Genomic DNA, 14101 nt, shown 5'->3' on the forward strand with positions numbered 1-14101 from the left:
TAAATGAATGCGGGCAAACCGCACCATAGGGAGGACTATTATGTCATTTGCCGGGATCGAAGACCGTAATGCAATCGAGGCAGAAATGCCTTGGGCAGACCGGGACGTCGCTAAAACAATGTGGGGCTTGCTGAGCAATACGGCTGGCAAGTTCCCAAACCATAACGCAATCAGCTATCAGCTGTTTTCCGGCCCGAAAGATTACGCCGAAACGCTGACTTGGGGGGAACTGCACGGGCAGGTCGGCCGGGCCGCCAACCTGTTCCGGTCCTTGGGTGTCGGACCTACGGACGTTGTGGCCTATGTGCTGCCAAACTGTAACGAGACGGTTATCACATTGCTGGGCGGTGCGGTCGCAGGGATCGCAAACCCGATCAATCCGCTGCTGGAGGCCGAACAAATCGGTGCCATCCTGCGTGAAACCAATGCCAAGGTTGTCGTGACTTTGCGGCCCTTCCCGAAAACCGACGTGGCGCAGAAAACCGCCGAGGCGGTCGCGCTGGCACCAAACGTGAAACATGTGCTTGAGGTCGATCTGTGCCGTTATCTGACCGCGCCAAAGTCGTGGATTGTACCATTGATCCGCCCCAAACAGACGGGCAGCAACCAAGCAACCTATCATAATTTCAACGCGGAGCTGGCCAAGCAGCCTGCTGAGCTGACCTTTGATGATCCGCAAGAGGACCGGGTGGCGTTCTATTTCCACACAGGCGGGACCACGGGCATGCCCAAGGTCGCACAGCACAAATATTCCGGCATGATGTATAACGGCTGGCTGGGTGGCCGGCTGCTTTATACAGAAGAAGACAACATCATGTGTCCGCTGCCGTTGTTCCACGTTTTTGCCTGCCACGTCATCTTGATGGCGGCGGTGACATCTGGCGCGCATGTCGTGTTCCCGACACCCCAAGGGTATCGTGGCGATGGCGTGTTCGACAACTTCTGGAAGCTGGTCGAGCGCTGGAAAATCACATTTATCATCACCGTGCCCACCGCGATTTCGGCCAAGATGCAGCGCCCGATTGATGCTGATATCTCGACCGTGAAACGGGCATTCTCCGGCTCGGCCCCCTTGCCGCTGGAACTGTTTAAGCGGTTTGAAAAGGCCACGGGCATTACCCTGATCGAAGGCTATGGCCTGACCGAGGCGACCTGCCTTGTTTCTGCAAACCCGCCCGATGGCCTGCGCAAGGTTGGCAGCATCGGCATCACCTTCCCGTATACGGATGTGAAGATCATCAAGGGCACCGCCGGTGGACCTGTCGAGGCCAATACAGACGAGATCGGCGAGATTTGTATCTCGAACCCAGGCATCTTTGAAGGCAACACCTATACCGAAGCGGATAAGAACAAAGACCTGTACTACTTTGAAAAATACCTGCGTACAGGCGATTTGGGCCGCATCGACGAAGACAAGTATCTGTGGATCACGGGCCGCGCCAAAGACCTGATCATCCGCGGTGGTCATAACATCGACCCCGCCGAGATCGAAGAGGCGTTGCTGGGTCACGAGGCCGTTGCCTTTGCAGGTGCGATCGGCCAGCCTGATGCGCACGCAGGCGAAGTGCCTTGCGCCTTTGTCGAGCTGGTTGGCGGTGCATCGGTGACCGAGCAGGAGCTGATGGAATTCTGCAAGGAAATGGTTCAGGAGCGCGCGGCGCAGCCCAAGCATATGATGATCATGCCTGAACTGCCCAAAACTGCTGTTGGTAAGATCTTCAAGCCTGATCTGCGCAAAATGGCGATCACCCGCATCTTTAATGAATCGCTTGAGAACGTCGGCTCGCCCGCACGTGTGGCATCGGTTGTTGATGACAAAAAACGCGGCCTGGTGGCGCGAGTTACCATGAACGGCGCGTCAGAGGCTGATGTAGGCAGCACATTGAATGTGTTCACCTTTGGCTGGGAAGCTGCATGAACCCACCCGACTATGACGTTCTGCTGGATGATGAAATCTGGGCCTATATGCGGCGATCAGATGAATTTTATCCACCAGACGCGGTCGGGCTTAGCATCGAAGACCAGCGCGCGGTCTATAACAAGATGTGCGCTGCTTTTCACCAAAGCCACCCTGACGGGGTACAAACATGGGACGTCACCTTTGGTGGCGTCCCATGTCGCATTTACGAGGTCGGCGCATCCGATATCACCGTCATCTATTACCACGGCGGCGGCTTTGTCGTCGGTGGGCTAGAAAGTCACGATGACGTCTGCGCCGAAATCTGCGCGCGCAGCGGATACAGGGTGATTTCAGTCGATTACCGCTTGGCCCCCGAGGTTACCTTTCCCGGTTGTTTCAACGACGCCTACGACGCGTTTCAGGCAATCGCAGCCGAATATGCCGGTGGCATTGTATTGGTCGGAGACAGTGCGGGCGGAAACCTTGCCGCAGCGGTGGCGCATCATGCACGCGGGCGCATTGATGGGCGTATCAAAGGGCAGGTGCTAATCTATCCGGGCCTCGGCGGAGACGCAACGAAAGGCAGTTATGTCCGCCATGCCAACGCGCCCCAGCTGACGGTTGCGGATATGGCATTTTATCAGCAGGTTCGTTCGGGCGGGGAGCCGCCCAAGGGCGATCCACGCTATGCGCCCCTGCATGATACGGATTTTTCCTGCTTGCCGCCCAGTGTCATGATCACGGCGGAATGCGATCCCTTGTCCAGTGACGGCGAAACCTATCGTGACGCCATTCTGGCCGCAGGCGGTAAGGCGATTTGGGTCGAAGAACCGGGGCTGGTGCATGGCTATCTGCGTGCGCGTGTGATGTCGCAAAAAGCGGCTGCCAGCTTTGATCGTATCGTGGCCGCGATTTCGGCGTTGGGGGCAGGCGACTGGCCTGCTGATCTGTCCTAGCTTAGAAACGATTTTGCCGACATCGTGTCTGCCACAGGCGCACCCAGACGCCCCAAAATCGTCGGCGCAAGCTGAAGCTGGTCGATCACTGTATCCTCGGACGGGCCTTGGGCATCGCCAAAGTAATAGAGCGCCGTCTCTTGCTGCAACGTCCCGCGCCCGCCGTGGTGGCCGCGCTCGTCCTGGCCGTGATCTGCGGTCACGATCACCTCGTAACCCATCGCGCGCCACTGTGGGATAAACGGGGCCAGCATCTCGTCCATCACAAAGCAGGCATGGTCCATTTCCTGACAGTCGTGAAAGAAACGGTGGCCCATGCTGTCCAGCGTACAGGTGTGCAGCATACCGTAGTCCAGACCGAAGCGCCCCGCCAGATTGGTCAGCGTGCCAAACAGATCAACATCAGACGGCGTCATCTGGTTGGCTTGGCCATAGCCGGTCATGGTGTGAAACCGCCCGTGGTTGATGGTGTCGCTTTCCGGTTCATCATATTCGATGTCGCGGACATAGTCGAAGGGATGACGGTTAAAGAACTGGGACCAAAATGAATGTGCGACAGCACCTGTGACGCCTCCAGCCGCACGGGTCTGGGAAAAGACGTCCTTGTGCTTAAGCCGGAAAACGTTGCCATTGCCGGTGCAGCCATGCTGCGCGGGGGCCACCCCAGTGTGGATTGACGCATAACACGAGGCCGAGATAGACGGCAGAGCAGCGCGCTGCGTCCAGACGCGGGCATCACCACTGTCCACCCAGCCTTCGAGGTTGCCAAACAAGCGGCGGAAATTGCGGTAGGGGACACCATCAAGGATGATCAACAGCAGCTTGTTCTTCATGGTCTTGTCCTACAGTTGCAGCGGGCGCGGAAAATAGGTCTTTTCCGGGACGGATTTTTTAAAAAAACCGGTGCCCCTAATTCCCGGCGCTTTCCATGCGACGGTGTTCAATCGTTTCTTCCAACCAGCCGATTTTCATTTCCGGAACGGAGCTGAGGAGCAGATCGGTATAATCATCAAAGGGCGGTGACAGCACCTGGCTTTTCGGGCCGTACCGCACGACCTCGCCTTGGTACATCACAGCGATGCTATCGGCGATGGCGCGGACCGTCGCCAAATCATGGGTGATGAACAGATAGGCGACGCCTTCGATCTTTTGCAGGTTCAACAGCAGCTTGAGAATGCCATCGGCGACCAGTGGATCAAGGGCCGACGTCACCTCGTCGCAGATGATCAGCTTGGGTTTGGCCGCCAATGCGCGCGCGATGCAGACACGTTGTTTCTGGCCGCCCGACAGCTCTGCGGGATAGCGGTCTTGGAAGCCGTCGCCCAGCTCGATCTCGTCCAGCAGTTCCTGAATGCGCTTTTGCTTGGCTTTACCTTTCAGACCGAAATAAAATTCCAGCGGGCGACCGATAATGGTGCCCACAGTCTGGCGCGGGTTCATCGCCGTGTCGGCCATCTGATAGATCATTTGCATTTCGCGCAGATCTTCGATGGGGCGTGTGGGGAGGTCGGGGCTTAGTACGCGCCCGTCAAATGTAATTTGTCCCTCTCTCGGCGGCAGCAGCCCCGTGATAACGCGCGCCAGCGTTGATTTGCCGGACCCGGATTCACCGACAACCGCCAAGGTCTGGCCAGGGTGGATATCGACGTTGATGTTTTTCAACACATCAAAGTTGGTGCCCTTGTAGCGCGCGGTTACGTTTTCGACGCGCAGCACGGGGTTATCTGTCGGGGTCTTTTCTTCGTGTTTGATCGACCGCACCGATACCAATGCTTTGGTGTAGTCTTCTTTGGGCGCGTTGATGATCTGGTCGACGGTGCCGTATTCGACCATATCGCCTTGTTGCAGCACCATGATATGGTCGCTGACCTGCGCCACAACGGCCAGATCGTGGGTGATGTAGAGTGCTGCCACACCTGTTGCGGCAATCGCTTCCTTGATCGCGGCCAACACGTCGATTTGCGTCGTCACATCCAGCGCCGTTGTGGGTTCGTCGAACACCACCAGATCGGGTTCCGGGCACAGCGCCAGCGCCGTCATGCAGCGTTGCAATTGGCCACCAGACACCTGATGCGGATAGCGGTTGCCGATGTTTTCGGGGTCGGGCAGGCCTAGCTTGGAAAATAGCTCAACCGCGCGGGCTTCAGCCTCTGCTTTCGTGAATTTGCCTTGGAAAATAGCGGCTTCGGTCACCTGCTCCATGATCTTTTTGGCGGGGTTGAAGGATGCCGCTGCAGATTGCGAAACATATGTTACCTCGGCCCCGCGCAAACGGCGCAGGCTGCGCAGGTTTTCCTTGAGAATGTCGCGCCCGTTTACCCAGACTTCGCCGCCGGTGATCTCAACACCACCACGGCCATAGGCCATGGCCGCCAGACCAATGGTGGATTTACCTGCGCCGGATTCACCGATCAGGCCCAGCACTTTGCCGGCCTCAAGATCGAAATCCACGCCGTGCACGATCTTGATCGCAACAGGTTTCTCGCCGGGGGGGTAGGCCGTCGCGCCGATTTTCAGCCCGCGTACCTTAAGCAATGGTTCGGTCATCCCCGGCCCCCTTTCAGCGATGTGGTGCGGTTCAGGATCCAATCCGCAACAAGGTTGATCGAGATGCAGAGCGTCGCAATCGCATAGGCCGGGTACAGTGCCGCTTGGATGCCGTAGTTGATGCCTTCTTTGTTCTCTTTTACGATGCCACCCCAGTCAGCTTGTGGCGGTTGTACCCCCAAGCCAAGGAACGACAGGGTTGATACGAACAGAACCGCAAAGATAAAGCGCAGGCCCATTTCGGCGACCAGTGGTGACAGGGCGTTGGGCAGGGTTTCGCGGAAGATAATCCAGCCGATTTTCTCGCCACGCAGGCGGGCCGCTTCGACGTAATCCATCACCGTGATGTCAACGGCGACAGCACGGGCCAGCCGGTAAACGCGGGTGCTGTCCAGCAAACCCATCAGGATAATCAGGATCGGTACAGTGGTCGGCATGACCGACAAAACAACCAGCGCAAAAATCAGCGACGGGATCGACATGATCAGATCAACAAAGCGCGACAGCACCTGATCGACCCAACCGCCTGAAACAGCGGCAAAGAAGCCCATGACAGACCCCAGCGTAAAGCTGAGGATCGTGGCCGCGGTTGCGATAAAGATGGTGGTTTGCCCGCCGTATATCATCCGGCTCAGCAGGTCGCGGCCAATGCTGTCGGTCCCCAGTAGGAACTCGGACGAAGAGGGTTCCCAAACGTCGCCAACGACCTCGGCCATGCCATAAGGGGCGATCCAGGGGGCAAAGATTGCCATGATGAAATAGATACCGGTAAAGAAAAGACCGATCATTGCAGAGAGGGGAATGTTTCTCATGGGCGAAACCCTTTCGATGATAGGGCTTTAAAGGGCAGTGGCGATGCGGCGACCGGGGGTCTTCCCACGGTTTTGCTTGGCAAAAACGCTTGGGCGCGCGCAGCGTATTCTTTCGGGGAACAATGCACTGAACTCATTTCGGATGCCTTAGTCGTGGATTGGCCAGGATCGACACGATGTCTGCGACCAAGTTCAGGCCGATATAGACCGCCGCAAAGATCAGACCACAGGCTTGCACCACAGGTACGTCGCGTTTGCTGACGTGATCCACCAGATATTGCCCCATGCCGGGATAGGCGAACACCACCTCGACCACAACAACGCCGACCACCAGATAGGCAAGGTTCAGCATCACAACATTGACGATGGGCGCGATGGCGTTGGGGAACGCATGCTTGCGAATGATCTTGAGCATGCCCAGACCTTTCAGCTCGGCCGTTTCGATATAGGCCGATTGCATCACGTTCAGGATCGCGGCGCGGGTCATGCGCATCATATGCGCCAACACCACCAGCGTCAGTACCATCACAGGGATCGCGATGGCGTTCAACTTGGCCCCAAGGGTCATGCTTTCGTTGATGATCGAGACAGACGGAAACATACGCCATTTGATCGCAACCCAATAGATCAGCACGTAACCGATCATAAATTCGGGGATCGAAATGGTGGTAAGCGTCACAGCTGAAATCAGCTTATCCGGCCAGCGGTCTTTGTAGCGTACGGCCAGCAGGCCAAGGAAGATTGCCAACGGGACCGAGATAGCGGCCGCCCAGAAGGCAAGGAAAAGCGTGTTTTTGAGGCGTCCGCCAAGGCTTTCTGCGATGTCGCGGCCATTGGTCAGGGCAGTGCCCAGATCACCCTGCAACACACCACCAAGCCATGCGAAATAGCGGGTGACGGCGGGGTCATTCAGGCCAAGTTCGCGGCGCAAGTTTGCCAGTGCTTCGGGCGTGGCGGATTGGCCTAATATGGATTGTGCCACGTCGCCGGGCAAAATCGAAGTGCCTGCGAAGATCAAAACCGACGCGGCAAGGAGGAGAAGAAGGCCCAACGCTAAGCGTTGGGCGATCAGTTTTAATATCGGGTGCATCTGCGTGTACCCTTAAGCGTCTTTGATCCAGCATTTGATCGGCGCTTTGTTGTTCATCAACTCGGCGTTCGGGTCTGCGGACCAACCGCCAACGTTGTTGGCAACACCGTCCACAAAGTCGTTGAACATTGGCAGGATCAAGCCGCCTTCGTCACGCAGCATGGTACCCATTTTCGAGTAGATGGCCTTGCGCTTGCCGTCGTCCAGCTCGGCACGTGCCTCAAGCAGCATCGCGTCGAATTCCGGACGTTTCCAGCGGGTGTCGTTCCAGTCTGCGGTCGACAGATACGCTGTCGAATACATCTGGTCCTGTACCGGACGGCCACCCCAGTAGGATGCACAGAACGGTTGCTTGTTCCAAACTTCGGACCAGTAACCATCGTTGGGCTCGCGCTTGATTTCCAGTGGGATGCCGGCAGCTTTGGCTGTTTCCAGGAACAGCGATGCTGCATCCACAGCGCCTGCAAACGCGCCATCAGCGACGCGCAGCACGATGGGGCTGCCATCATGGCCGGATTTTGCGTAATGCTCACGCGCTTTTTCGATCGAGAATTCGCGCTGTTCGATGGTTTCGTCAAACAACGGATAGGCCGCGTTGATCGGCATATCGTTCCCGACCGACCCATAGCCGCGCAGGATTTTGTCGACCATTTCTTCGCGGTTGATCGCATATTTCAGCGCCAGACGCAGGTCATTGTTGTCAAATGGTGCGGTATCCACATGCGCGATGAACACATAGTGCCCGCGGCCAGCGACGGACTGTACGCTTAGGTTAGGCGCACGGTTCAGCAAGGACGCAACCTTGGGATCAACGCGGTTGATCATTTGAACCTGACCGGATTGCAGGGCCGCTGTACGGGCTGTGGCGTCGTTCAGAACCAACACTTCGTTATAGTCGGTAAAGCCGCGGTTGTCGGCATCCCAGTAGTTTTCGTTGCGGGTAAAGCCGTGGCGTACGCCGGGCTCATCAACTTCAAGCGTGTAGGGGCCTGTACCGATACCGGCACCGGGGTTGTCCATGCCGCCACCGGGCTGGATCATCAGGTGATAGTCGGCCATCAGATAGGGAAGGTCAGCGTTGCCAACACCCAGTTCGACAATCAGATTGTCGCCATCGATTTTCATGTTCTCGATGCCGCGCATAATGCCCAAAGCACCCGATTTGCTGTTCTCGTCCGAGTGACGCTGCATGGTTTTCAGCACGTCATCGGGGGTCATGTCTTTGCCGTTGTGGAACTGAATGCCCTTACGAATTTTGAACGCCCATGTTTTCGCGTCGGCTGAGGCCTCAAAGCTTTCGGCCATGCGAGGGATGATGTCACCTTCGGCGCTGACTTCGACCAGCGATTCATACAGGTGGCGCAGGTTATCGAGTGGCACAGAGGATGCGGTCAGTGCCGGGTCCAGCGTGTTGGTGGATTCACCGCCCGAGGAACCGATTTTGATCGAGCCGCCACGAATCGGGGTGCCATGCGATGCCGCTTGGGCGTTGTTTGCGAGCATGGTGTTTGCCACCGCAGCCGTCACACCCAAAGCAGCAGCGCGGCCTACGAATTCGCGGCGCGTCATTGTGCCCTTGGCCACTTGGCCCGTCATATATTCCAGTTGATCATTCATGATCATGTCTCCCTGTTGGTCGTTTATTGGTGATATTATTTATACGCCGATCTTGCGGCATTTTATTTTTCCCACATTAAAGTTTGCGCATTTTCCTTTATGTCGCAAGGGTTAATACCCCGGCGACCTTGCCGTCTTTATTACATGAAGTGTCGCTTAATGCTATCCGCGACGTCGCGTTCGTAGATCAGGGTATCGCCTTCGTATGCCTCTATCCGTCCGGTCAGATGGAAATGGGTCGCGTCGGACCACATTTTCGAATGGGTTTCGCTGCGCAATTTGATCTCGCCCCGCTCCTGCTCCTGGGTCCAGTGGCAGATGCCCGTGGCGCTTAGCGGATCGGCGGGGTTGATCGTCCAGCGTTCGCGTGCGATCGACCCTGCGATCAAGCCGTGATCGGCGTCCCGTACTTTGCCAAAGTCGTCTTCGATGACCAATGATATATGGCCCGTGACCATATCGGTTTCCTGCCGCCGGATGTGGTTTTCTGCGCGCAGGGTTTCTGTTTCCCACGGGGCCGCAGCGGTGGGGGGCGGGAATGCATATTCGTCACCGCCCGTCGTGGGCCGTTGGGGCAGGGCGATGTCACCCGCTGTCACGATCAAGGTCGCAGCGTCAGGCGCGGGCCAGATCAGCGGCCAATAGGCGGTTGAAATAGACACGCGCAAACTGTGGCCTGCCGGCACGCGGTAGGCGATGTGATCCAGATCAAAGCTGATGTCTTCGGCCTTGCCGGGGTGCATCGACGTGGGGTTTTCGGCGCTGTTGCGATGGCTGAGGTTCAGCACACCATAGGTAATGCGCGCGCTGGCCCCGTCGGGGTGGATGTGGTTAAGCCGCACGGCGATTTGCCCCTGCGGTTTGTCGCAGGACAGCCGCAGCGTGATGCGCGGCGCGCCGACAATATCCATGTCTTCGTGCAGCGGACCGCTATCAAAGACGGTGGAAAGGGCGTCATCCTGACGTTGGTCGCCGGGCATTTCCGGCCCCAGCCAGATGGCGCAGTATTCCCCTGCGCTGGCCCCGCAATGTGCAGGCGATGCGACGGTGGCCTTCAGGGGGGCCGGTTCGGGGGCGAGCCCCGCGTCCGTTAGATACATCGATTGGGTGGGCAAATGCGATGTCGCCCCGCTGTCTTCTGCAATCCAGCGGCCGGGGCGTTCCAGCACCCAAGTTGCAGGGCGCATGCCGTCCATCAGATAGGCGCGATAATCCGGATCATCCTCGACGCCTGTGTCAATGTCTTTGAGCCAACGATCCCACCAGCGCAGCGCCTCTTGCAGGAAACCAATGCGCGGTTCGGGAATGGCGAAATGCGGATATTTATGAACCCAAGGGCCGACGATGCCCTTGGCCCCCGGCAGCGCCTCGACCAATTGGGGAACCGCGTTCTTATAGGCGTCGCCCCAACCGCCCACGGCCAGAACCTTGGCCTTGATCGCGCTATAGTCTTCGATAACCGACCCCTGTTTCCAATAGGCATCGCGCGATTGGTGTCGCAGCCAAAGGGACGCAAGAAACGGTTCGGCCTCCAGACGTTCCAGCCACATCTCGCGCCAGTCGGGGCGCAAGGCCGGGTCGGGTGCGCGGCTGGAATAGGACCACATCGTTGCCCCCCAGCCCAGATTTTCGTTCAGCAGGCAGCCACCTTTATAATGGATGTCATCAGCAAACCGGTCCACCGTCGAACACAGGGTGATCACGGCCTTCAACGGCTCTGGCCCATGCGCCGCGACTTGCAGCCCGTTAAAGCCGCCCCAGCTTATCCCCATCATCCCAATGCTGCCATTGCACCAGTCTTGCGCCGCTAGCCAGTTGATCACTTCGATGCAATCGGCCTGCTCTTGCGGGGTGTATTCGTCCTCCATCACGCCTTGGCTGTCGCCATTGCCGCGCATATCGACCCGCACGCAGGCATAGCCGCGTTCGGCAAACCAAGGGTGGGTCAAGGCATCGCGGGCCGTGGTGCCATCGCGTTTGCGGTAGGGCAGATACTCCAAGATCACCGGCACGGGCGCACCGTCAGAATTTTCAGGCCGCCAGATCCGCGCAGAAAGCCTGCATCCATCAGAGAGTGTGATCCCCAGATCAGGGTCTTCGATTATCTTCAGCGGGGCGTTGGGGCTGTCTGTCATTGCGGCAGCGTCATCGCGGGGGCGTTTGTTGTCAACTGAATGCTTCCGTGTGGAAGTCTGTTTATTACACGCGTAAATAGAACGGCTTTTCTAAACGGGGGTACAGCGCGGATTGCGGGCCAAATTACCCTCGATGCGGGTGGGACTGTGGCGCCGATGCACAATAAAATAAGGCAAGAATAAGGCGAAGGTGATTACAGTTGAATTTACGTTCGCTATAAATATAGCGTGTCTACTATCACTCAGATAACCCTAAGGGAGAATTTTGAAGTAGCGCACACGGAATGGTTTAACGATCCGGTGGGCAAAAAGACAACCAAGTGATCCGCATAGAACGGACACCGAGGTAGAGCGGTACTATTATGAAGACGATAGAATTCGTCATTCGCGACCAAGCAGGCGCGGTTCAACGCGGTATTCTGGCTGAAGGGGCCACATCCTACATAATCCCGGCGCAAGTCGGTCAAGAGATATCTCTTAACCTGCGTCAGGCTGATTTCCTGTCGCACCAACGCGATGGTAATGATCTGGTTTTGACGCTTGTCGATGGAACGGTCATCACGATCGACAGCTATTTTAACGATACAGGCAGCCCAAACCGGTTGTTCATCTCCTCCGATGGATATCTGAACGAGGTGGGCCTTGTCGCGGTAGAGGGCAATAACCTGCACGCGCAATACGGCCCGACCGAGCAGTGGGGCAAGTGGAGCCCGTCCGATGACCTGATCTACTTTGGTCGCACGGACACGGCCACCATCACCGGCGCAATGATGGGTGAAGAAAACGAAGTTTCGATGCTGGCTGCCCCGCTGTTGGGCGCGGGCATGATTGGTGGCGGTGGTGCTGTGACGGCTGCGGCGGTCGCGGGCGGTGCGGCGATCTTGGGCGGTGGCGCAAACGCGGGCGACGCGGTTGCTGTGCCAACAGCAACGACAACACCAACGTCCCCATCCGCACCCACGCCGGCACCTACACCTGAAATCGCGATATCCTTGGCCACGGGTGGCAGAAATGGGAAGGCCACGATCACTGGCATGGGCACCCCCGGGGCCACCATCGACATTACGGTCGAAGGGACGACCCAGACGACAACCGTTGACGCAGATGGCACATGGTCGGTCAGCTATGACGCAGGCAGCTTTCGCGATGGTGAATACCAAACCCAAATCACCGCCACGTTGACCGACCAAAATGGCAATACAGCGACTTCCGCGGATACATTGACCGTCGATACCTTGGTTAACGAACTGACCTTTGCCAATCAGGCGGGGGCGGCGGATGCGACCATCAATACCGCCGAGGCAGCCCAAGGTGTTACCCTCACCGGCTCGGTAGAGGCGGGTTCGACCGTTTCGGTTGCAATGGGCGCTGTAACGCTTGACGCGGCGGTTGATCCCGACGGCAATTGGTCGGCAACCTTTGCGCCAGGCGACATTCCGGCTGGCACCTATGCAAGCGCGATTGTGGCAACCGCAACGGACAAGGCGGGCAACACCCGAAGCATTACGCAATCTGTGTGGGTCGATACCGAAGCCGGCGCTTTGACGATCAGCGCAGCCCCTGTGGAAAGCGACGATGTGATCAACGCGGCCGAAGCCAGCGATGGCGTGGCCATCTCGGGTACCGCAGATGCCGGGGCCGTTGTGACGGTGACCCTTGCAGGTGTCGTGACAACCACGCGCGCCGACCAGAACGGTGAATGGACATCCCATTATACTGCCGGTGACGTCGCGCAAGGGGTCTACACCGCTGAAATAACCGCGCGTGTCACGGATGGGGCGGGCAATACCCGCACTGAAACTGATAGTGTGCGTGTGGACACCCGTGTCGACAACCTGTCACTGAACAAGATCGAAGGCGACAATACCGTCAACGGGGTCGAACGTTTGGCGGATGGCGGGGTGATGGTATCTGGTACCTCTGAAACCGGATCATCGGTGGCTGTCAAACTGGGGAATGCATCCGCCAATGGCGTGGTTGACGCAGTTGGCAATTGGTCGGTGGCTTTTGCACCGGGGCAGGTGCCAGAGGGTACATATAATACAACCGCTGTGGTCACGGCTACGGATGGGGCTGGTAACACCGCAACAGCAAGCTGGCCCGTATTGATTGACACAGTTGTTGACACGTTGAACCTGAACACGCCCGGCGGCACCGACGCCGTTGTCAGCGCGCGTGAAGCCGCAGCAGGCATTGATCTGGCCGGACAAGTCGAGGCCGGTTCGCGTGTGGTCGTCCGTTTTGACGGCACGAATTACACCGCCACGGTGGATGCTTCAGGAAACTGGGACGTGACAATTCCGCCGGAAAACATCCGCAGCGGCACCTATCAGGCAGATATTTCGATCAAGGCGACTGATCATGTGGGCAATGTCGATACCCTCAGCTATACCGTGGCAATCGACACCTATGCGCCTGATGGCCCTGTGATCGAATCCTATACCCGTGACGGCGACGGTATCCGCGCCATTTCAGTCGAGCAAAGCGATGACGCCTTGGCCGTGCACCAGATACAGGCTGACAAATCCATCACCGAGGTGGCGGCAAGCACGTTGGAAAATGATACCCGGAACGAGACGAATTTCTACTTTGACTCGACCGTTCCGGACGGGTCTGACCTGATCGTGACGGCGACCGATGCTGCGGGTAATTCATCGGGCACATATCTTGCGCTGGATGATGAAAGCGCAAACACCCTGCTTGAGCTGACCAATCCTAATCTGGCCAGCCACAATATCGAAACCATCGATCTTCAATTCGCCGAGGAGGCGCAGCTGTCCATAACGGAAGCGGCCTTGCTCAATCTGTCCAGCAACACCAACACCTTGATTGTGAACGGCCACGCCGACGATACCGTCACAATCAGGGGGGGCACGCGCACAGGCACCGAGGTGAAAGAGGGCCAGACATATGACATCTATATGCTGGGCAGCGAAGGTACCTTGATGATCGATGACGATATTAGCGTGATCGTCTAAGCCAAAAAAGGCGCGGGAAGGGGCAACTGTCCCGCGCTGATACAGCAATAAACTGGCACGTTAAGG

Annotated in this window: 9 protein-coding genes; 3 read left to right on the forward strand and 6 right to left on the reverse strand. The window is 57.5% G+C overall.

Annotated features, from left to right (window positions below):
• Positions 1-40 precede the first annotated feature (40 nt).
• Positions 41-1918 (forward strand): acyl-CoA synthetase, encoded by a 1878-nt coding sequence (locus BM347_RS00065; RefSeq protein WP_093914408.1) that lies wholly within the window; start codon positions 41-43, stop codon positions 1916-1918.
• Entirely contained in the window at positions 1915-2856 is a 942-nt protein-coding gene (locus BM347_RS00070; RefSeq protein ID WP_093914409.1) for an alpha/beta hydrolase, read from the forward strand. The genes BM347_RS00065 and BM347_RS00070 overlap by 4 nt, the downstream gene beginning before the upstream one ends.
• On the opposite strand, the gene BM347_RS00075 is transcribed toward BM347_RS00070, so the two are convergent.
• The 6 genes from BM347_RS00075 to BM347_RS00100 all read right to left on the reverse strand — a co-directional run bounded on the left by BM347_RS00075 (position 2853) and on the right by BM347_RS00100 (position 11057).
• Positions 2853-3689, reverse strand: a complete 837-nt coding sequence (locus BM347_RS00075) for an alkaline phosphatase family protein (RefSeq protein WP_093914410.1) — start codon at positions 3687-3689, stop codon at positions 2853-2855. The genes BM347_RS00070 and BM347_RS00075 overlap by 4 nt on opposite strands.
• 76 nt (positions 3690-3765) lie before the next feature.
• Positions 3766-5403 carry an ABC transporter ATP-binding protein gene (locus tag BM347_RS00080; RefSeq protein ID WP_093914411.1) on the reverse strand — a complete coding sequence of 546 codons (1638 nt, stop codon included), beginning with the start codon at positions 5401-5403 and terminating at the stop codon, positions 3766-3768.
• Positions 5400-6215 carry an ABC transporter permease gene (locus BM347_RS00085; protein ID WP_093914412.1) on the reverse strand — a complete coding sequence of 272 codons (816 nt, stop codon included), beginning with the start codon at positions 6213-6215 and terminating at the stop codon, positions 5400-5402. The genes BM347_RS00080 and BM347_RS00085 overlap by 4 nt, the downstream gene beginning before the upstream one ends.
• A gap of 133 nt (positions 6216-6348) precedes the next feature.
• Positions 6349-7305: an ABC transporter permease gene (locus BM347_RS00090; protein WP_093914413.1), complete on the reverse strand. Its 957-nt coding sequence runs from the start codon at positions 7303-7305 to the stop codon at positions 6349-6351.
• Between the two features lie 12 nt (positions 7306-7317).
• The gene (locus BM347_RS00095; RefSeq protein WP_093915329.1) at positions 7318-8922 is read right to left on the reverse strand and encodes an ABC transporter substrate-binding protein; all 1605 of its coding nucleotides are present in this window, start codon (positions 8920-8922) and stop codon (positions 7318-7320) included.
• Positions 8923-9062: 140 nt separating this feature from the next.
• Positions 9063-11057 (reverse strand): CocE/NonD family hydrolase, encoded by a 1995-nt coding sequence (locus BM347_RS00100; protein WP_093914414.1) that lies wholly within the window; start codon positions 11055-11057, stop codon positions 9063-9065.
• Between the two features lie 362 nt (positions 11058-11419).
• On the opposite strand from BM347_RS00100, the gene BM347_RS00105 reads away from it, so the two are divergent.
• On the forward strand, positions 11420-14035 hold the full coding sequence (locus BM347_RS00105; protein ID WP_093914415.1) for an Ig-like domain-containing protein: 2616 nt from the start codon (positions 11420-11422) through the stop codon (positions 14033-14035).
• Positions 14036-14101 lie beyond the last annotated feature (66 nt).

The sequence above is a fragment of the Sulfitobacter marinus genome, from assembly GCF_900116285.1.
Taxonomy (GTDB): Bacteria; Pseudomonadota; Alphaproteobacteria; order Rhodobacterales; family Rhodobacteraceae; genus Sulfitobacter; species Sulfitobacter marinus.

Coding starts and splice junctions, on each gene's coding strand:
- BM347_RS00065 (WP_093914408.1), top strand. CDS start 41: ATGTCATTTGCCGGGATCGAAGACCGTAATGCAATCGAGGCAGAAATG.
- BM347_RS00070 (WP_093914409.1), top strand. CDS start 1,915: ATGAACCCACCCGACTATGACGTTCTGCTGGATGATGAAATCTGGGCC.
- BM347_RS00075 (WP_093914410.1), bottom strand. CDS start 3,689: ATGAAGAACAAGCTGCTGTTGATCATCCTTGATGGTGTCCCCTACCGC.
- BM347_RS00080 (WP_093914411.1), bottom strand. CDS start 5,403: ATGACCGAACCATTGCTTAAGGTACGCGGGCTGAAAATCGGCGCGACG.
- BM347_RS00085 (WP_093914412.1), bottom strand. CDS start 6,215: ATGAGAAACATTCCCCTCTCTGCAATGATCGGTCTTTTCTTTACCGGT.
- BM347_RS00090 (WP_093914413.1), bottom strand. CDS start 7,305: ATGCACCCGATATTAAAACTGATCGCCCAACGCTTAGCGTTGGGCCTT.
- BM347_RS00095 (WP_093915329.1), bottom strand. CDS start 8,922: ATGAATGATCAACTGGAATATATGACGGGCCAAGTGGCCAAGGGCACA.
- BM347_RS00100 (WP_093914414.1), bottom strand. CDS start 11,057: ATGACAGACAGCCCCAACGCCCCGCTGAAGATAATCGAAGACCCTGAT.
- BM347_RS00105 (WP_093914415.1), top strand. CDS start 11,420: ATGAAGACGATAGAATTCGTCATTCGCGACCAAGCAGGCGCGGTTCAA.